The sequence below is a fragment of the Streptomyces sp. NPDC045695 genome, from assembly GCF_056432025.1.
Map to the genome: position 1 here is coordinate 12,640 of NZ_JBWKJU010000013.1, position 18,595 is coordinate 31,234.

Sequence of the window (18,595 nt, forward strand, 5' to 3'; positions counted from 1 at the left end):
GCATCATGCGCCAGGGGCCGGTACGGCGCCGCCCGAAGCCGCGCCGGCCGCCGCGAACTGCGTGCGGTACAGCTCCTCGTAACGGCCGCCCGCCGCCAGCAGCTCGGCGTGCACACCGCGTTCCACGATCCGGCCGTCCTCGACCACGAGGATCAGGTCCGCCGCCTGCACGGTCGACAGCCGGTGCGCGATCACCACGGCGGTCCGGCCCGCCAGCGCCTCGCCCAGGGCCTCCTGCACCGCCGCCTCCGAGGTGGAGTCCAGGTGGGCGGTGGCCTCGTCGAGGATGACCACCCGCTGCCGCGCCAGCAGCAGCCGCGCGATGGTCAGGCGCTGGCGCTCCCCGCCCGACAGCCGGTACCCGCGCTCCCCGACGACCGTGTCCAGCCCGTCCGGCAGGGAGGCGACCAGCCCGTCCAGGCGCGAACGCCGCAGGGCCTCCCAGATCTCCTCCTCGGTGGCCTCGGGCCGCGCCAGCAGCAGGTTCGCGCGCACCGACTCGTGGAAGAGGTGCCCGTCCTGGGTGACCATGCCGAGCGTTTCGCGGATCGAGTCGGCCGTGAGGTCCCGTACGTCGATCCCGCCCAGCCGGACGGCGCCCGCGTCGGCGTCGTACAGCCGCGGCAGCAGTTGCGCGATGGTGGACTTGCCGGCGCCGGACGAGCCCACCAGGGCGATCATCTGGCCGGGTTCGGCGCGGAAGGACACCTCGTGCAGGACCTGCGTGCCGCCCCGGACGTCGAGGGTGGCCACCTCCTCCAGGGAGGCGAGCGAGACCTTGTCGGCGGCGGGGTAGCCGAAGGAGACCCGGTCGAACTCCACGGCCACCGGACCCTCCGGGACCCGTCGGGCGTCCGGCTTCTGCGCGATGAGCGGCTCGAGGTCGAGGATCTCGAAGACCCGCTCGAAGCTCACCATGGCGCTCATCACCTCGACGCGGGCGCCCGCGAGCGCGGTGAGCGGGGCGTACAGCCGGGTCAGGAGGAGGGCGAGGGCGACGACGGAACCGGCGTCGAGGGTCCCGCGCAGGGCGTAGTACCCGCCGAGCCCGTAGACGAGGGCGAGGGCCAGCGCCGAGACCAGGGTGAGGGCCGTGATGAAGGCCGACTGGGCCATGGCCGTACGGATGCCGATGTCACGCACCCGCGCCGCCCGGGAGGCGAACTCGGCGGACTCGTCGGCGGGTCGGCCGAACAGTTTGACGAGGGTCGCGCCGGGAGCGGAGAACCGCTCGGTCATCTGGGTGCCCATCGCGGCGTTGAGGGCCGAGGCCTCCCGCTGCATCGCCGCCATCCGCGCCCCCATCCGGCGGGCCGGCAGAACGAACACCGGCAGCAGTACCAGCGCCAGCAGGGTGATCTGCCAGGAGATGCTCAGCATGACGGCGAGGGTCAGCAGCAGGGTGACGGTGTTGGCGACCACCCCCGACAGGGTGTTGCTGAACGCCCGCTGGGCGCCGATCACGTCGTTGTTGAGGCGGCTGACCAGGGCCCCGGTCCGGGTCCGGGTGAAGAAGGCGACCGGCATCCGCTGCACGTGGTCGAACACCGCCGTCCGCAGGTCCAGGATCAGCCCCTCGCCGAGGGTGGCCGAGAGCCTGCGGGTCAGCAGGCCGAGCCCCGCCTCCACCACCGCGATCAACGCGATGAGGAGGGCGAGACGGGTGACCGCGCCGCTCTCCCGTCCGGCCACGATGGCGTCGACGATCCGGCTGGCGAGCACCGGGGTGGCCACCGCCAGCAGCGCGGTCACCACGCTCAGCAGCAGGAAGAGGGTGAGCCCGCGGCGGTGCGGGCGGGCGAAGGCGGCGATGCGGCGCAGGCTCGCGCGGGAGAGCGGGCGCCGGTCCTGCTGGGCGTTCATCGCGCTGTGCAGCGATGTCCAGGCGGTGACTTCCATGTCCATGGTCCGAACGTTAGGACCTCAACCTTGGTCGAGGTCAAGGAACGCGTCCGCACCACCCCTTCAGGGCGGGCAACTCCCGTCCCCCACGCCGAAATTACCGATTCCTGGCCGCTGTCGGTGCCCGGTGCCATCATCGGTCCATGACGCAGGGATCCGAGTCCGTACGCTTCGGCAAGGCCACCACCGACACCGTCCTGCACCGCTTCGAGCAGTGGGCCCGCGACACGCCCGAGGCCGACGCCCTCGTCGCGGGCCCGAAGGTCCTGACCTACGGGCAGCTCGACGCGCGGGCCAACCGGCTCGCGCACCACCTGCTCGCCTCCGGCCTGCCCCCGGGCGGCCGGGTCGCCGTCGGTACCCTCCAGCAGACCGAACTGGTCGTAGCCCTCCTCGCCGTCCTCAAAGCCGGCGGCACCTATGCCGTCGTCGACGTCGAGCACCCCCGCACCGGGCAGCGGCAGCTCGCCGCCGCCGAGCCCCACGTCCTGCTCACCCACGCCACCCACGAGGCCGCCCTGGACGACGGCAGCGGCCGGCGCGTGATCCGGCTCGGCGCGCAGGGCGCCGGCGCGGCCGGCCACCCCGCCGGGGCGCCGGACGCCCGGCCCAGCGGCACCGCGGCGATCCTGTTCACCGGGGCGGCCGAGCCGCGCGCCGTTCCCGTGACCCACTCCCTGCTGCTCGGCGCGTACGAGAGCTGGGCCGAGGTGGCCCGGCTGACCCCGCAGGACCGGCACCTGATCACGGCGGGACCGGACGTCACGGCCTTCGCCGCGGGCTGGACGCGCGCCCTGTGCTCGGGCGGAGCGCTCGTGCTGCCCGCAGGCTCACCGTGGCAGGGCGAGGCGATCGCGGCGGCCGTCGAAGCCCAACGGGTCACCGTCCTCCACGCGGGCCCCGCCGACACCGTCCACCTGGCGACCCCCGAGCCGCAGCCGCGGGTGCCAGCCCCGAGAACCGGCCGTGCGAGCGGCGACGGGCTCGGGTCACTGCGGCTGATCGCCGTCTGCGGGGACCGGTTCCACGTCGACGAACTGGCGGCCCTCCAGACCGCGCTGCGGCCCGGTGTGCGGGTGCTCAACGTCTACGGCCTCGCCGAGACCGCCGGCACCGGCACCTGGTTCGAACTGCCGCAGCTCCCGCGCCCCCTCGACGGCCCCGAGGAACGCTCCCTGCTCGGCACGCCCTTCCCCGGCTGCCGCGTCGAGGTGCGCGAGGGGCAGATCCACCTCAGCCCGCCCGGCGGCGGCGACGCGGTACCCACCGGGGACCTCGGGCTGCTGCGCGAGGACGGGCTGCTGGAGTACCGGGGCCGGATCCGCGACCGGATCACCCTGCCGGACGGGCGCTCGCTCGACCCGTACCCCGTCGAATCCCTCATCCGGGGCCACGAGGGCATCGGCGCGGTGATCCTCCGAAGGGTCGACGGCACGCGCGGGCCGCGGCGGCTCGTCGCCTACGTGACCCCGCGCCCCGGCGCCCCCGCGTGGCCCCCGGGCGCCGGGCTCCCGGACGTCGAGGAACTGCGTGCGTACCTCGCGGGGAAGCTCGCCAGGGAGGACATCCCGCTCAGGCTGGTCCCGCTGCGGGCCCTGCCCCGCAACCGGGCGGGGCAGGAGGACCGCGCCGCCCTGCCCCTGCCCGTCCTGGGCGGCGCTCCCGCGCAGCGCGTCACCGGCAGCAAGGCGGGGGTGCGCGCGGCCGGGCCGACGGGTCCCTTCCCGGCGCCGGTGGCCGGTGGTTGCGGCGGCATCGGGCTGGGCTTCGTCGCCTTGATCCTCACGAACGTCTTCTGGCCCGGATCGACCGACCTCACCGGGGTGCCGCAGCCCTGGGCGTTCCTCTTCTTCGTCCTCTACCTCTTCGAGTGCGTGGCCTTCGGCGTCGGTGTGGTGTTCCTGGTCGCCGGCCGTGCCCGGATGCCCCGGCGCGGCCGGGGCCGCGCCCTCACGGCCGCCGCGCACCTTTCGGTGGCCTACCTGTTGATGGCGTGGTGGCCGCAGGACAACCTCTACCGCCTCGCGGCCAAACAGGACTGGTCACGGCAGGCCGCGCTCGTCTACACCTTCAACATCCCCCTGATGATCGCGGCCGGCATCGTCGCCGCCTACGTCACCGCCAAACCGCCCAGCCCCTTCGACTTCGACGACTGACACGGCCTTCGACGACTGACACGGCCCGGGCCGTGCCGTGCCGGCCGCGGCTCAAGGCCTCGCCGCGGGCGGCCCGAACACCGTTCCTACCGCCAGGGCCCCTGCCCGCACCAGCGCCTCGGCCGCGTCCAGCACCTCGGTGCTGCGCGCGGCCACCAGTACGCCCAGCCAGGGCGCCGGCTCGAAGGCGCCCGTCGGGATCGCCGGCACGAACACCGCGCCGAGCGCCGAGCAGCCCCGCACGAGGCCCGCGCACAGCTCGTCCAGCTGCGCCTCGGGCAGCCGCGCACCGAGCTCCACCCGGTCGGCGATCCGTACGAGGTGGCCGGCGCCCCGCAGCGCGTCGAGCCGGGCTGCCACCATGAAGGCGATCGAAGGGCCGGTCAGGCGCAGGTTCGTCTCGGTCGGGGCGAGGCGGCCCGCGCCGTCGGCGACGAAGTCCACGTCGAACCAGCCCCGGTATCCGCAGGCCGCCAGCTCCCGGCCCACCGCCGCACCGAAGGCGGCCAGGGGTTTCTCCGCCCAGGCGGGCACCACCCCGGGGCCCACCGTGGCCCCCGCGTAGCAGCCGTCCTTGACGTCCATGACCGCGCCGCCGACCTCGTGGGGGCGGCCCGCACCGTCCACGAACCCGTCGTAGGTCAGGTCCCGCGGGCCACCGTCCGGCCCCGGGCCGCTCACGTACTCCTCCACCAGCAGCGGCCCCCGCGGCAGCCGCCGCACCACGGCGCGGGCCCCGCCCGCGGCCCGGACCCGTGCGGGCGTGAGCACCGTGGTGCCCGAACCACCGACACCGTGCTCCGATTTGAGAACGCTGCTCTCGCCCGCCTCGGCCCGAGAGGACAGGAGCCGGATCGCGGCCCTGCGAGTGTCGGCCCGCCACTGGGCGGGAAGCACGATCCCGGGATGCCCGCCGCCCGCCAGGATCCGCCCGAAGAGCCCGTGCGCCGCGGACTTCGACTCGTACCGCAGCTCCCGGGCCTGCCACGCGCGGCCGGTCAGCCGCCCGAACGGCCGTGTCAGCCCCCACGGTACGAGGGGCAGCCCGGCCCCGGTCAGCAGCGCGGCCAGCGCCGGGCGGGCCCGTACGGCATCGGACAGACCGGGACCACCGGGACCCTCCGCGAGGCCGTCGTACACCTCGACCCCCGACCAGCCCAGTTGGCGCCCGACCAGCTCGCTCCAGCCCCGCGGCACCGACCGGGGCAGCACCAGGGCCGCCGGGTCGGGGCTGTAGAAGGCGGCCAGGCAGGCGTAGTGGTGCGCGTCCCGCTGCTCCCGGTCCAGGGAGGCGTCCGCGAACTGCGCGTTGAACTCGGCGACATTGCCCAGGTGGACCGCCCGTCCGCCACCGGTCCACGCCCGCGCCCAGCCGGCGAGCGGGGCGGGCGCCACCTGGAACCGCACCAGGCGGTCCGGTCCCGGTTCGGTTCCCTGCTCGGTCCCCCGGCAGGAGCCGTTGTCACCGGAGCCGTCGGCGCGGCCGTCCGACGCGCCGACCGCCCCCATGGCCCGGTAGAAACCGGCCGCGTGCGGATCGGCGTCGATCACCAGCTCCCGGACCCCGAGCTCCACGGCCCGGCGCAGCGCGTCCCGGTACAGCAGCCGCCCCACCCCCTGCCCGATGACGGCCGGTTCGACGAACAGCAGCCCGAGGGCCGCCCGCGGGGGAGCCCCCTCCAGGGAGGCGAGCCCGAGCACCGATCCGCGTCCGTCCTCGGCCACCACGATCCGGCGGGCCGTCACGTCGTCCGGCCGGATCCGCAGTTCCCCGGCGCATGCGGCCAGGAATCCGGCGTCGTACCCCCAGTACGCCTTCGACCGCATGACCAGCGCGGTCAGACCCTCGGCCTCGTCCGCCCGCGCGGCCCTGACCTTCACCATGCGCCGTCCTCCCCATGGTCGGCTCCCGGGCCGTGCGATAGATTCGGCCAGCCCCCAGGGCACATCCTTTCCTACCCACGCGGAGACAGGCTTCTCAATGAGCGACATCGTCAACGGACTTGGCCGTACCAGTGCCTACGGCGCGCTCGGCCTCGTGCTGCTGATCCTCGGCATCGTCCTCGTGGACGTGCTGACGCCCGGGAAGCTTCCGAAGCAGATCTGGGAGGAGCGCAACCGCAACGCGGCCGTCCTGCTCAGCTCCGCGCTCCTGGGCATCGGCGGGATCGTCTTCACCTCGATCTGGACCACCTACGAGGACTTCGGCAAGGGCCTGATGTCGACGGCGGCCTTCGGTGTGCTCGGCCTGATCCTGATGGCGCTGGCCTTCCTGGTGCTCGATCTGGTCACCCCCGGCAAGCTCGGCGCCATCGTCGTGGACCCGGAGCCCCACCCGGCGGTCTGGGTCTCGGCCTCCTGCAACCTCGCCGTGGCCGCGATCGTCGCCGCCTCGATCGCCTGACACGGAGCACCCGCTCAGGGGCGCGAAGGGCGTACGGGTAGGCTGCCCGGCAGTCGATCACGGGGGACGGGAACATGGGCGGGGCAGCCGCGCTGGAGAAGCTCGTACCGGTGCTGCTGGCCTTCGGCGGCGGGGTCCTGCTCGCCCGCCGCAAGATCGTCCCGGCCGAGGCGTCCAAGGCCTTCTCCGACTACGCCTTCCTCTTCGCGGTCCCCTGCTACCTCTTCGGCAACATCTACACCAGTGACCTCGCCGCCCTCTTCGACTGGCGGGCGATCGGCGGCTACGCCGGAGCGGCCGCCCTCGCGGTGGCCGCGGTCGCCGCGGGCGCCGTCGCCCACGGCATCCGCGAGCCCCGCGCCGTCGCGCTGCGCGTCATGGCCGGAGTCCAGGTGAACACCGCCTACTTCGCCGTCCCCGTCTTCATCACCGTGTTCGGCACGGCCGCCCCGATCTTCCCGATCCTCCTGTTCCAGGTCTGCGTGCTGTCCCTCGTGGTCATCGCCCTCATGGAACTGGGCCGCGCGGGCGCCGCCGCGGGCGGTCCGGGACGACGCCTCTCGCGCGCCGTCGGCGCCTCGCTCGCCACCCCGCTGGTCCTCGCCTGCAACGCGGGCATCCTGCTCAACCTCCTCTCGGTGCACGTCCCCGCCGTGGTCCTGGACGGCGCGGCCTTCGTCGGCGACAGCGCCTCCCCGGTGGCCCTGTTCGCGCTCGGCCTCCACCTCGGCGGCCTTGGCCTGGACGTCCGGGGCACCACGCGCGAGGAGATGGCCCTCATCGGCTTCAAGTGCCTGGCCTTCCCGCTGCTGACCTGGGCGGTGTGCGGGATGCTCTTCGGCGTGCGGGGCGAGTGGCTGGCGTACCTCGTGCTGATCGCCGCGATGCCCACCCCGCAGAACCTGTTCATCTTCGCCCAGCGCTACGACGTGGGCGTCGACCTCTCCGCGTCCATCGTCATCAAGAGCTCGGTCGTCTCCCTGCTCCTGCTGCCCGTGTGGCTGCAGGTGGTCGCCTCGTGAGCACCTCCCGGTCGTGCCTCCGGGCGGCATCGGCTCGTTGACCCGGCATGGAACTGCCGACCATCGCGGCGCCGGGCGTCGGGGAACGGGCCGACGCCGTGGCCGATGCCGCCTGCCACCTCTACGACACCGTCGCGCCCTGGGGGCCCGGCGCGCCGGGAGGGTGGAGCCGGACCGCGGCCGAGGACGCCGCCGAGGCGATCGAGACCACCGCGCACGCCCTCGCGTCCGCCGGCCCCGGCGCCGAAGTCGTCCTCGCGCCCGTCCACGCCGCCCTCGCCGACCTGCGCCGCCGACTCGGGCTCGCACCCGCCGACGGGCTGACCGGCGAGGGGCTCCCGGCCACCCCCCGTACGGTCGGGAACCCGCGCAGGACCCGCTGGGCGCGGGCCCTCACCGCACCTTCGCCCCGGCAACCGCCTTCTCGTACAACTTCCTGATGGACAGGCCGAAGTAAGAGCTGTAGGAGGTGTCGGCGGTGTCCCCGCCGGTCTTCCAGCCGCCGATGACCCCCACCACGTCCCCGGTGCCGGTCCGTGCGTCGAAGCGCACGAGGAACGGGCCGCCGCTGGTGCCGCCCGGATAGCCGGTGCAGTGGATGCGCAGGAACGATCCCGGGATCTGCGGGTCGACGCTGGTGAACTTCGTCGTCCGGTTCACGCACAGGCGCGGCCGGGCGGCGGAGGCCGGATAACCGATCAGCGCGACCCGCGCGTGGGCGTAACCGGAGCCGGTGACCAGGCGGTTCGCGCCGACCACGTCCTGCACCAGGAAACCGTCGCGGCCCGGACCCACCTGCGCGAAGGCCACGTCGAGGGTGGCGGCCCGGTCGGCGCCCCGGGAGCGGTAGCGCGGGTCGATCCAGATCTTGGAGTGCCCGCCCGCATCGCGCAGGACCGGGAACATGCCGTACGGCTGCGGGTTGGCGCGCGTGTACTGCGGTACGAAGGCCACTTGCCGGGTGTCCGAGCCGAGCAGGCAGTGCGCCGCGCTGAGCACCAGGTTGCGGCCGGGGGAGGCGACCACGCTCGCGGTGCAGAAGTAGGCGCCGCCGCCCTTGACGACGAACATCCGGCCGACGACCGGGACGCCGTCGAAGTCCTGCCCGATGCCGGGGTCGGTGGCGGGGACCCGCACCGGGCGCGTACGAGGGGGCGCGAGGGGACGCGGAGCCGGGGGCGCGAGGGCGGAGGGGGTCGCGGAAGGGACTGACGGGGTCGGAGAGGGGCTCGCGGACGGGGCCGACGGGCTCGGCGAAAGGGTGGCGGACGGCGCCGGGAGCTCCACCCCGGCCGGCGTGGGCGTCGCGAGGGGGGCCGGATCCGGATCCGCAGCCCCAGCCGCAGCCGGATCCGGGGCCGGGGCCGGGTCCTGCCCCGGTTCGACCGGCGCGGGCGGTTGCGGTGCGCCCGCAGGCAGCGGCACGGCGGATGCCATCCGCTCGGCGGTCCAGAAGGCCGCCGCCTCGCGCGCGGACCAGCGGCCGACGGCCAGCGGGGCGGCGCTCCCGGCCTGCGCCCGGGGCAGCGGCCCTGCGGACACCAGCAGGGCGACCGCCACCGCGGCCATCGTCAACGTACGTCGCATGCGAGAGCTCCTCTAGAGGCCTTGAGGGAAACGGAAGAGCCGGTCCGGATCGTAGGTACGACGGACCTCTTGCAGCCGGGCGAGGTTCGGGCCGTGGTAGGCCTCGCGCCAGCCGGTGAGCTTCGGATCGGTGTAGTTCTGGTACGCGCGGCCGCTCGCCCACGGGCGCAGGTCCTGCCAGAGCCCGTCGAGCCAGCCTTGGTGCACGGCCACTTCGGCGGCCCGCGCGGTTTCGGGCCAGTAGGCGAGGTACTGGGCCAGGAAGGCGCTGTCGCGGTGCACGAAGGCGGTGTCGCCGGCCGCGACCCGGTTGACCGCGCCCCCGCAGACCCCGTCGAACTGCACCACCCCGAAGCCGCCCCGGGGGACGGTGGAGGCGTAGCGCCGGACGGCGTCCAGGACCGCGCCGATCGCCGCGTCCGGCAGTCCGTCGCCCGTCCAGAAGTCCGAGCGGGCGGCGTACGAGTGCCGGGTGAGGCCGCCCTGCGGGTCCCGGCCGGGCAGGGTGCCCGGCAGGCGGCACTGCGCGGCGCTCAGTTCGAGACAGCCCGACATGGCCCGCACGGTGTCCCCGTAGCTCCGCACGGCGATCCAGCTGTCCCGCGGCGCCCGGCCGACCAGGTCCGCCAGCCGGGTCAACTGCCGCTCCAGCTCCGGGCGGCCGTCGAGGCACACCACCCGCACCGCCGGTGCGGCGGAGTCGGCGTCCTCGTCGGCGGCGGAGTCGCTTCCGGGGCCCGGGCCGGGGCCGGCGCCGGCCGTGAACTCCACCTGGCTCCAGAACGGGTCCGGCAGCCGCGCCAGCCAGCGCTGCCAGCCGCGCAGCACGTCCGCCGAGTCGGCGCCGGGCCACCGCAGTTCGGCGAAGGCGCCGTCGCCGGCCGGATGCGTCCGGAAGCGGAGCTCGGTGACCACGCCGAACTGGCCGCCGCCACCCCCGCGCAGCGCCCAGTACAGGTCCGGATCGCGCTCGGCCCCGACCTCGCGGACGGTCCCGTCGGGGGTGACCACCCGCGCCCCGGTGAGCCGGTCGGAGGCGGTGCCGTACGCGCGCGCCGCCAGCCCCAGGCCACCGCCGAGGGTGAGCCCCGCGATGCCGACGGAGGGGCACAGCCCGGTCGGGACGGCCAGACCCCGCGCGGCGAGGGAGGCGTTCACGTCACCGAGCCGGGCCCCCGCGCCGATCCGTACACCGTCCCCGTCGACCGACACGGCTGCCATGGCTCCCGTGTCGAGGACCAGCGCGGCGGCGCGGGTGGACCAGCCGGCGTAGCTGTGCCCACCACCGCGCGGGACCACCGCCACGGCCGAGCGGCGGGCGAAGTCCAGGCAGACGGCCACGTCCGCCGCGTGCGCGGGATAGGCCACCGCGCCCGGCGCGACGGCGTCGTAGCGGGGCTGGAACAGCCGTCGGGCCTCGGGATAGTCCCGGTCCACGGGGAGCACCACGCGCCCGTCGATCGCGCGGGCGAGCGCGCCGTAGTCGGGCCCGCGGCGCGCCGCCCCGGCGGTGGCCAGCACGGCGGCCGCGGCGCCGGCCAGGACCCGGCGGCGTGGGAGGCTCATCCCCCCTTCCTGCCACCGCCCGGCCCGTTCGCGCCGAAGGCGGGCCCACACACACCGGGTTGCCGCCCGAACGGCCCATAGCCGAAACGCTTCGGTTCGTCGGATAACCGGTTCGCCCGGGCGGACGGCGGACGTACCCTGCCCGCATGTCTCTCGTGGATCTCGCTGCGCACACCGCAGATTTCAACGCCGACCCGTACCCCTTCTACGCCGCATTACGCGAGATGGGCCCCGTCCACCGCGTGGTGCTCGACGGCGCCCGGACGTGGCTGGTCGTCGGCCACGACGAGGCCCGCCAGGCCCTGAGCCACCCCGACCTGTCGAAGAACTGGCTCGGCTCCGAACTGTTCGGCCACACACCGGACCACGCCGCCGCCACCAACATGCTGGAAGCCGACCCGCCCCATCACACGCGGCTGCGGCGCCTGGTGGCCCGCGAGTTCACCGCCCGCCGGGTCGAGTCCCTGCGCCCCCGCGTCCAGCGGATCACCGACGAGCTGCTCGACGCGATGGCGGCGCGGCCCGACCGCCGGGCCGACCTGATCCGGTCGCTCGCCTTCCCGCTGCCGATGACCGTCATCTGCGAACTCCTGGGCGTCCCGAACCTGGACCGCGAGCGGTTCCGCTTCTGGTCCGGCGAGATCGTCGCCCCGGCGGAGGGCGGCGGCGCGGACGGCCGCGCAGTGCAGCAGATGACCGCCTACCTGCGCGAACTCGTCGAGGCCAAGGCCAAGGACCCCGGCGAGGACCTGCTCAGCGCCCTGATCCGCACCCTCCCCGACGGCCCTGACGGCAGCGGAGGGGCCGACATCGAGGACGGCGATCAGCTCTCCCCGGACGAGCTGATCGGGATGGCCTTCCTGCTGCTGGTCGCGGGCCACGAGACCACCGTGAACCTGATCGGCAACGGCGTACGGGCCCTGCTCGCCCACCCCGACCAGCTCGCCGCGCTGCGGGCCGACCCCGACGGGCTGATCGACGGCGCGGTGGAGGAGATGCTCCGCTACGACGGCCCGGTCCAGCACGCCACGTACCGCTTCGCGCGCACGGACCTGGAGATCGGCGGCGTCCGCATCCCGGCCGGCTCCTCCGTCCTGGTCGCCCTCGCCGCGGCCGACCGCGATCCGGCACGCTTCGCGGAGCCCCGGCCCGAGGTCTTCGACATCCGCCGCGCCGGCCCCAGCCACGTGGCCTTCGGCCACGGCATCCACTTCTGCCTCGGGGCCCCGCTGGCCCGCATGGAGGGCCGCATCGCGATCCGGGGCCTGCTGGAGCGCTTCCCCGACCTCGCCGAAGACCCGGACGCGGACCCGGGCGTCTGGCTGTCGGGCACGCTGATGCGGGGCGTCACCCGACTGCCGCTGCGCTGGTGAGACGGGGGCGGGCACGCGCCCGCGCGGCCGGGGGCCGTGCGGGGGACCGGTGGCGTCCGCCATTCGAAGGAAACCCCGCACGCGGGCGCCGACCCCGCATCCGGGAAGTGGAGCTGCTGGCATCTTGAGGCGTCATGCACGCACCCACCGGTAACGCCGCCACGCTCCCGCCGCAACAGTCCGGTACCGAGGAGGACCGGGCGGCGCAGCAGCCGCCCGTGGGGGGCCGCCCGGAGGCCGCCTGGTGGATCTGGGCCATGGCGGGGGCGCTGTTCCTCGCCTACACGGCCGTGTCCCTGCGGATCCACGAGCACCTGCTCTCGCACTCCTTCGACCTGGGGATCTTCGTCCAGGTCGTGCGGTCCTACGCGGAGGGGCACCTGCCCGTCTCGGAGGTCAAGGGGCCGGACTTCCCCGTTCTGGGTGACCACTTCTCTCCCGTCCTGGCCGTTCTGGCACCCCTGTACTGGCTGTGGCCGTCGGTGAAACTGCTGCTCGTCGCGCAGGCCGCACTGATCGCCGCGGGCGTGCTGCCGCTGGCCTTCTGGGCCCGCAGGACACTGGGCCCCGCGGCCGCCGTGGTCATCGGCGTCGCGTACGGCGTCTCGTGGGGCATCGCGAGCGGCGTGGCCTACGACTTCCACGAATGGGCCTTCGCCGTTCCGCTGCTCGCCTTCTCCCTGACCGCGCTCGGCAACGGCCGACTGCGCGCCGCGGCGTACTGGGCGCTGCCGCTCGTGCTGGTGAAGGAGGACCTCGGCCTCACGGTGGCCGTGATCGGCCTCATCATCGCGTGGCGCGGCGGGCGGGGCGGCCGCAGGCTGGGCCTGGTCACGGCCGCGGCCGGGCTGGCCGCGTCGGCGCTCGCCGTGCTGGTGCTGGCCTCCTTCCACCCGGGCGGGTTCGACGGCTACTACGCCTCCCACCATCCCGGTGGGGGGGACGGCGGGTCGGGAGGCGGCCTGTTGGACCTGCTGCAGCAGGGGACGCTCGGTCTCATCACCCCGCAGGAGAAGGTCACGACCCTCATCCTCATGCTGGCGCCCACCCTGTTCCTCGCGCTGCGCTCGCCGCTCCTGCTGATCGCCCTGCCCACGGTGTTGTGGCGCCTCGCCTCGGACTACCCGGCCCACTGGGGCACCGCCTACCATTACGCGCTGCCGATCATGCCGATCGTCTTCGCGGCGTTCGTCGACGCCCTGTCCCGGCGGGGCGCGCACGGCCCCAGCCTGTACCGCTACCTGGCGGGTTCCGCGGCGGTCACCCTGTTGCTGTTGCCGAACTTCCCCTTGTGGCAGCTCTTCCAACCGCAGGTCTGGCAGAGCGATCCCCGTCTCGCGGTGGCGCGCACGGTGATGGCCGAGATCCCGGACGGAGCCACGGTCCAGGCGTCGAACAACCTGGGGCCCCACCTCGTCGACCGCACCAGCGTCAGTGTCCACGGCTGGGGGGAGAGCCGCCCCGACCCCGAGTGGATCATGGTGGACACCAAGGTCGCGCCGGCCCACCGCTGGCCCCTGTCGGTCGCACAGGAACTCATCGCCCTCGACACGGCCCGCCTCCGGGGCTACCGCACCGCTGCCGAGCGGGACGGTTTCGTCTTGCTGAGGCGCACGGAAGGCGGGGCACCGGTCTCCACCACGCGCCCGTAGGGGGGACCGCACTAGCCCCTGCGGGCCAGCAGGAGGCCCTGCGGGAAACTCTCGCCGGGGTCCGGCTCGCGCAGCAGGCGGGAGACCTCGGCCAGTCCTGCCGCGGCCAGCAGTTCGGCGATCAGGTCCGGCGGGGTCCCGTACACGTCGAGTTCGACCGGATGCCCGTACGCGTGGTCCAGCCGGATCCGCGCGTCGCCCGCCTCGAAGGCGATCAGGAAGTAGCCGCCCGGCGCCAGGACCCGCGCGCACTCCGCGAACACCTGGCCGAGTTCCGAGGGCGGGGTGTGCACGGTGGAGTACCAGGCGAGGACCCCGCCCAGGACCCCGTCGGCCACGTCCAGCGCCGCCATCGAGCCCACCTCGAACCGCAGCCCCGGATACGTCCGGCGGGCCACCGCCACCATCGCCGGTGACAGGTCGACGCCGAACGTCCGTACGCCGAGGCCGTCCAGATGCGCCGTCAGCCGGCCCGGGCCGCAGCCCAGGTCGGCGACCGCCCGGCCGCGGACCTCGCCCCCGTGCACGTACTCGGCGAACGCGGCCAGCATGGCCCGGTCCAGCGGCTTCCCGGCCAGGCCGGGGCCGACCAGGCGGGCGTAGTCGACGGCGACGGCGTCGTAGGACGCGCGCACGGCGTGCAGGTACGAGGTCTCTGTCATGCCCCTGGACAGTAGCCCGCGCGGACCCCTCCGCTCATCCTCCCGTCAGCGGACCGCCCGCGAACCGGCCAGCGGATTGGGCAGTTCCGCCCACTGGTCTCCCGGGGTGCCGGGGCTCAGCCGCATCAGCGTGAGCGCTTTGGTGGGCAGCGGCCCGGTCAGCAGGGCCTGGGTGTCGGCGGTGGCCGGCAGGGAGGGCGCCGCGTCGGCGAGAGCCTGCGTGAAGGCGCCGTCCGAGCCCGCCGTGGCGCCGAGCGCCCCCGTCACCAGGGAGCCGAACAGCTTGCGCCGCAGCAGGGTCACGTCGTCCGTGACCAGCCTGCCGGACAGCGGTGGCACCGGCAGGCCGCGGCGCACGAGCCGGGCCGGACTGATCCGGATGTCGGCGAGGTCGCGGTAGACCAGCCGCAGCGGCGCACCGGTGGCGGAGAGGACCACGAGGAGGTTCTGGCCGTGGGCCTCCAGGGCCACCCCCATCTCCAGCACCCGCAGGCACACCGAGAGCGCGAGACGGGCGAAGTCGGCCCGCCAGCCCGCCGAGCGCGCCGGCGCGAAGAGGGCCAGGGCCGCCACGGGGAGCACCTGTTCGCCGGCGGCCGCGTTCGCGTAGGCCTCCGGCGGCTCGCGCAGCACGGCCGCGAGGTCCGGGCTGTGCGCGCTCGCCGCGCCCAGGGTGCGGGTGATGTGCAGCCGCCCGTCGAGCCGCTCCGACAGGTCCTGGGCGAAGGCGGAGACGGCCGCCGCCGTCTCGACGGAGTAGCCGGAGATGTCCCGTACGGAGGAGGTCAGCCGGGCGCTCAGCGCCGTCTTGACGTGCGGCCCGCCGTCGGTGGGCGCCAGCGTGCGCAGCGCCATCAGCGGGTGAGCGGCGAAACCGGCTCGCACCCGCGGGCGCCCCAGTACGTGCTCCGCCTGCCACGGGTGCACCGGCACCAGGATCCGCCCGGCCTCGCGCAGTTCGGCCGGCCAGTCGCCCGTGACCAGGCACTCCTCGTCCCGTACGGCGATCAGCCCCAGGTCGACCACCGGCCGGTGCTCGGGCGCGTACGCCAGCTGCTCGGCCACCGAGAAACCGGGCCGGGAGCGGCAGTTCGGGTGGTACGGATGCCCGTCGACCACCTGCTGCTCCCACTGCCAGGTGGTCCGCGCGGCCGCGCCCGGCCCGGCGGGGCCCGCCCCGGCGGGCGTCTGACCGGCCCGGGAGAGGGCGAGGGAGGCCGTACTGGCGTCCAGCTCGGCGGCGAACGCCTCCCCGTGCGCCACCCCCAGCGCCCGCACCAGCCGCGCGGCCTGCCGGAAGGGCCTGCCGTCGAGCAGCAGCTCGGTCACGTACGCCCCGGTCGCGTACGGATCCGGCGGCGGGCCCTCCAGCCGTGCGCCCCCGGCCAGCCGCAGCACCAGCCCGCCGGGCCCCCGCTCGCGGTCCACGATCCACTCCAGTGGTTCGAAGGCCAGCGCCCGCCACAGCCGGGTCAGCACGGCGGCGCGGGCGCCGTCGAGCGCGGCGGCGTAGGCGGGCCCGAGGGCGGGCCGGACACCGGCCAGTTCGGCGGCGACGGCGTCCTCGGCCGGGGTGGCGGGAAAGTGCATGCTGCGGCTCCGACATCGGATATCGCTTACTGGATGATCAAACAATCATTGCGGATACTGAAGATCACGGCTGGGGGTTACGCCTCGCGGACCCTCCGGCGCACCGGACGGACCGAATGGAATCAGTGGACCTCAACGCCGCCGCCGACGCCTACGCCGCGACCCCGCTCCTGAACTGCCTGCTGCGCGAGGCGGCGGAGCCCGCCGAGCCCCCCGAGCCCCCGGAGTCCGGCGCAGAGCAGGGTGACGCGGCCGTCCACCGGCTGCGCGGCAGCGGGCGGCTGCTGCGGGTGCGCGGCGGGCGCCGGCCCGTGGGCCCCGAACTGCGCACCGCGGTCGGCTGGCGTCCGCTCAGCCACACCGAGCTGGTCAAACTCGTCGCCGACGAACTCGGTCGCTTCACCGGAGTCTCCAACGACGAGTTGCCGGTGGAGATCACCGACAGCCGCGACACGGTCGCCGCGCTGCTGTCCGCCCGCGCCTCGGCCGAGCCCCCGGGGGACCCGTACCTCCTCTCCGAGCAGTCCCTCGTGATGGGCCATCCGCACCACCCCGCTCCCAAGGCCCGCGGCGGGGCCCCGGCCGGGAGCTGGCTGCCGTACGCGCCGGAGGCCCATGCCCGCTTCCCGCTGCTCTTCCTCGCCCTGCGCGAGGACCAGACGGCGGAGGAGGGTGGCCCGGCCGCCTCCGAGGCCATCGACTCCCTCGCCGCGGCCCTCGACGGGCCCCGCGCGCCCGCCGGATACCGGCTGCTGCCCGCCCACCCCTGGCAGCTGGACCTGGTGGGCGAGCGGCCCGCCGTGCGCGAGGCCTTCGCCGACGGGCGCCTGCTGCGGCTCGGCCGGAGCCGGCGCGCGGTGTGGCCCACCGCCTCGGTCCGGACCCTGTACGTACCCGATCCGGCGGCCGACCTGTTCGTGAAGTTCAGCCTCGACGTCCGGATCACCAACGACGTGCGCCGGCTGTGGCGGCACGACCTGCTGCGGCTGCGCCGTACCGACGCGGTCGTCGAAGCCGGATTCGCCGCGCTGCGCCGGACGGGCTCGGGCGCGGCCTGGCTCGCCGACCGCGGCTACCGCACCGCGGCCTTCGCCTTCGAGGAGCTCGCCGTCCTGGTCCGCGACGGCCTGCACGCGCACGTCCGCCCGGGGGCCACCCCGCTGCTGGCCGCCGCGCTCGCCGAGGGGTTCGCCGGGAGCCCCCCGGGAGCCGCCGCGGACCCGGCCGCCTGGTGGCGCGCGTACCTGCGCCACGTGGTGCCGCCCGTACTGGAGCTGTTCGACCGGCACGGCATCGTGCTGGAGGCCCACCTCCAGAACACCCTGGTCGCCGTCGACGCGGCGGGCATGCCGGTGCAGGCCGTGTTCCGGGACGCGGAGGGGGTCAAGCTCCTCCCGGACCTGTCGCGCGCGGACGCCTGGCAGCGGCTGGTCTACTGCCTGGTCGTCAACCACCTCGCGGAGATGGCAGGGGCGCTGGCCGACCGGCATCCGGACGTCTCGGGGCTGCTGTGGCCGGCCGTACGGGAGGAGTTCCTCCGCTACGAGGCCACGCGCGGGCTGCCCGAGATCGCGGAGCTGCTCGCCGCTCCCAGCCTGCCGGCCAAGACCAACCTGCTGCTGCGCTGGACGCGGGCGGGCGGCGCGGACGCCCGCTATCTGCCCCTCCCGAACCCGCTGCGGGAATGAAGCCCGGCGGGGTACGGAAATCGGCCAAGCTCGGTCGGGTGTCCCGCCCCGCCCACCTACAGGTATAGACCAATGCTACGTTGGTCGGGCAGACCGCGCAGTCCTTGACCACCCGTCAGAGGAGAAGCCATGCCCTCCCCTTCGCGGGGCGGCGGCCCGGCCGCCATGCCCAAGTACCAGCGGATCGCCGCAGCGCTGCGCCGCGATCTCGAGCGCGCCGCGCGCACCCCCGGCGGCCGGCTGCCCTCCGAACGCAGCCTGGCCGCCCGTTACCAGGTCAACCGGCAGACCATCAGGGCCGCCCTCCAGCACCTGCGCGAGGACGGCCTCGTCGTGACGGGCCGCCGGGGCAGCCGCCCCGCCCTCACGCCCGCCCTCGCGCCCGCCGTCGAGCTGCCCGAGGGGCCCGAGCGGCCCGAGGCGTTCGAAAGGCCCGAGCCTCCCGCGGCAGGGACCGTCGGGCCCGGCTCCCACGGGGCCATCCTCTCCCAGGACTGGCTGACGCTGGTGAGCGTGCCGCCCTCGCTCGCCGCACTGCTCGGCATGGGCGGCGGGGACCGCACCCTCGTCCTGCACCACCGCGAACGCGGCCCGGCGGGGGAGACGCTCCAGCACGCCGTGACGTACTTCAGCCCGGGCGCCGTCGCGCGGAGCCCCGAACTGGCGGGCTACCGCGGCCGGGCGGCGCAGGCGGTCCGCGACGAGGACCTGGACCGCCTGCACCGCTGGCTCGACCGGGCCGCGGCGGCCGGCCGGGTCGCCGAGACCCTCACGATGACCCGTACCCTCCACCCCCCGGCCGCCTCCCCGGCCAGCGGCCCGACGGTGCGCCGCACCCTGCACGACGCCTCGGGCCTCCTGCTGAGCGTCACCGACCTGGCCTTCCCCACCTGGGACCGCCTGACCTTCCACCGCGACCCCCGCGACCGCCGCGACCGGGCGACCACCGGTTTCCGCGTCACGTAGGACGCGGCGCCCGGTGGTCACCGCCGT

At 75.0% G+C, this 18,595-nt stretch carries 14 protein-coding genes; 8 read left to right on the forward strand and 6 right to left on the reverse strand.

The genetic code is table 11. The annotated features are described in order from the left end of the window. Nucleotides 1-3: 3 nt before the first annotated feature. Nucleotides 4-1,905: an ABC transporter ATP-binding protein gene (locus tag AC07DU_RS22095; RefSeq protein ID WP_479113038.1), complete on the reverse strand. Its 1,902-nt coding sequence runs from the start codon at nucleotides 1,903-1,905 to the stop codon at nucleotides 4-6. Nucleotides 1,906-2,045: 140 nt separating this feature from the next. Here AC07DU_RS22095 and AC07DU_RS22100 point away from each other — a divergent pair, with 140 nt between their 5' ends. Continuing rightward, nucleotides 2,046-4,058, forward strand: coding sequence for an AMP-binding protein (locus tag AC07DU_RS22100; protein WP_479033728.1), 2,013 nt, complete (start codon nucleotides 2,046-2,048; stop codon nucleotides 4,056-4,058). Nucleotides 4,059-4,109: 51 nt separating this feature from the next. Here the strand turns inward: AC07DU_RS22100 and AC07DU_RS22105 are convergent, their stop codons facing one another. Next, on the reverse strand, nucleotides 4,110-5,942 hold the full coding sequence (locus AC07DU_RS22105) for a GNAT family N-acetyltransferase (protein WP_479113040.1): 1,833 nt from the start codon (nucleotides 5,940-5,942) through the stop codon (nucleotides 4,110-4,112). A gap of 97 nt (nucleotides 5,943-6,039) precedes the next feature. On the opposite strand from AC07DU_RS22105, the gene AC07DU_RS22110 reads away from it, so the two are divergent. From AC07DU_RS22110 to AC07DU_RS22120, 3 genes are all read left to right on the forward strand, one after another. Further along, nucleotides 6,040-6,462 carry a DUF350 domain-containing protein gene (locus tag AC07DU_RS22110; protein WP_360904422.1) on the forward strand — a complete coding sequence of 141 codons (423 nt, stop codon included), beginning with the start codon at nucleotides 6,040-6,042 and terminating at the stop codon, nucleotides 6,460-6,462. A 74-nt stretch (nucleotides 6,463-6,536) separates the two neighbouring features. After that, nucleotides 6,537-7,484: an AEC family transporter gene (locus AC07DU_RS22115; RefSeq protein ID WP_360904425.1), complete on the forward strand. Its 948-nt coding sequence runs from the start codon at nucleotides 6,537-6,539 to the stop codon at nucleotides 7,482-7,484. Nucleotides 7,485-7,531: 47 nt separating this feature from the next. Further along, a complete protein-coding gene (locus AC07DU_RS22120) occupies nucleotides 7,532-7,924 on the forward strand; it encodes a hypothetical protein (protein WP_453370876.1) in 393 nt (130 codons plus the stop codon). Here the strand turns inward: AC07DU_RS22120 and AC07DU_RS22125 are convergent. Beyond that, on the reverse strand, nucleotides 7,878-9,071 hold the full coding sequence (locus AC07DU_RS22125) for a hypothetical protein (RefSeq protein WP_479113042.1): 1,194 nt from the start codon (nucleotides 9,069-9,071) through the stop codon (nucleotides 7,878-7,880). The genes AC07DU_RS22120 and AC07DU_RS22125 overlap by 47 nt on opposite strands. 12 nt (nucleotides 9,072-9,083) lie before the next feature. After that, entirely contained in the window at nucleotides 9,084-10,637 is a 1,554-nt protein-coding gene (locus AC07DU_RS22130) for an FAD-binding oxidoreductase (protein ID WP_479113044.1), read from the reverse strand. A 146-nt stretch (nucleotides 10,638-10,783) separates the two neighbouring features. On the opposite strand from AC07DU_RS22130, the gene AC07DU_RS22135 reads away from it, so the two are divergent. Both AC07DU_RS22135 and AC07DU_RS22140 read left to right on the forward strand, forming a co-directional pair. Next, nucleotides 10,784-12,010, forward strand: coding sequence for a cytochrome P450 family protein (locus AC07DU_RS22135; RefSeq protein WP_360905298.1), 1,227 nt, complete (start codon nucleotides 10,784-10,786; stop codon nucleotides 12,008-12,010). A gap of 134 nt (nucleotides 12,011-12,144) precedes the next feature. Next, the gene (locus AC07DU_RS22140) at nucleotides 12,145-13,662 is read left to right on the forward strand and encodes a DUF2079 domain-containing protein (protein WP_479033741.1); all 1,518 of its coding nucleotides are present in this window, start codon (nucleotides 12,145-12,147) and stop codon (nucleotides 13,660-13,662) included. Nucleotides 13,663-13,673: 11 nt separating this feature from the next. Here the strand turns inward: AC07DU_RS22140 and AC07DU_RS22145 are convergent, their stop codons facing one another. Beyond that, nucleotides 13,674-14,324: a class I SAM-dependent DNA methyltransferase gene (locus AC07DU_RS22145; protein WP_479113046.1), complete on the reverse strand. Its 651-nt coding sequence runs from the start codon at nucleotides 14,322-14,324 to the stop codon at nucleotides 13,674-13,676. A gap of 45 nt (nucleotides 14,325-14,369) precedes the next feature. Next, nucleotides 14,370-15,914: an IucA/IucC family protein gene (locus tag AC07DU_RS22150; RefSeq protein WP_479113048.1), complete on the reverse strand. Its 1,545-nt coding sequence runs from the start codon at nucleotides 15,912-15,914 to the stop codon at nucleotides 14,370-14,372. A gap of 116 nt (nucleotides 15,915-16,030) precedes the next feature. Between AC07DU_RS22150 and AC07DU_RS22155 the strand changes: the two genes are divergently transcribed. Next, a complete protein-coding gene (locus AC07DU_RS22155; protein ID WP_479113050.1) occupies nucleotides 16,031-17,602 on the forward strand; it encodes an IucA/IucC family protein in 1,572 nt (523 codons plus the stop codon). A gap of 129 nt (nucleotides 17,603-17,731) precedes the next feature. Continuing rightward, nucleotides 17,732-18,568 (forward strand): GntR family transcriptional regulator, encoded by an 837-nt coding sequence (locus AC07DU_RS22160; protein ID WP_479113052.1) that lies wholly within the window; start codon nucleotides 17,732-17,734, stop codon nucleotides 18,566-18,568. The last annotated feature ends 27 nt before the right edge of the window (nucleotides 18,569-18,595 follow it).

Coding starts and splice junctions, on each gene's coding strand:
- AC07DU_RS22105 (WP_479113040.1), bottom strand. CDS start 5,942: ATGGTGAAGGTCAGGGCCGCGCGGGCGGACGAGGCCGAGGGTCTGACC.
- AC07DU_RS22100 (WP_479033728.1), top strand. CDS start 2,046: ATGACGCAGGGATCCGAGTCCGTACGCTTCGGCAAGGCCACCACCGAC.
- AC07DU_RS22110 (WP_360904422.1), top strand. CDS start 6,040: ATGAGCGACATCGTCAACGGACTTGGCCGTACCAGTGCCTACGGCGCG.
- AC07DU_RS22135 (WP_360905298.1), top strand. CDS start 10,784: ATGTCTCTCGTGGATCTCGCTGCGCACACCGCAGATTTCAACGCCGAC.
- AC07DU_RS22160 (WP_479113052.1), top strand. CDS start 17,732: ATGCCCTCCCCTTCGCGGGGCGGCGGCCCGGCCGCCATGCCCAAGTAC.
- AC07DU_RS22155 (WP_479113050.1), top strand. CDS start 16,031: ATGGAATCAGTGGACCTCAACGCCGCCGCCGACGCCTACGCCGCGACC.
- AC07DU_RS22120 (WP_453370876.1), top strand. CDS start 7,532: ATGGAACTGCCGACCATCGCGGCGCCGGGCGTCGGGGAACGGGCCGAC.
- AC07DU_RS22125 (WP_479113042.1), bottom strand. CDS start 9,071: ATGCGACGTACGTTGACGATGGCCGCGGTGGCGGTCGCCCTGCTGGTG.
- AC07DU_RS22115 (WP_360904425.1), top strand. CDS start 6,537: ATGGGCGGGGCAGCCGCGCTGGAGAAGCTCGTACCGGTGCTGCTGGCC.
- AC07DU_RS22145 (WP_479113046.1), bottom strand. CDS start 14,324: ATGACAGAGACCTCGTACCTGCACGCCGTGCGCGCGTCCTACGACGCC.
- AC07DU_RS22130 (WP_479113044.1), bottom strand. CDS start 10,637: ATGAGCCTCCCACGCCGCCGGGTCCTGGCCGGCGCCGCGGCCGCCGTG.
- AC07DU_RS22140 (WP_479033741.1), top strand. CDS start 12,145: ATGCACGCACCCACCGGTAACGCCGCCACGCTCCCGCCGCAACAGTCC.
- AC07DU_RS22095 (WP_479113038.1), bottom strand. CDS start 1,905: ATGGACATGGAAGTCACCGCCTGGACATCGCTGCACAGCGCGATGAAC.
- AC07DU_RS22150 (WP_479113048.1), bottom strand. CDS start 15,914: ATGCACTTTCCCGCCACCCCGGCCGAGGACGCCGTCGCCGCCGAACTG.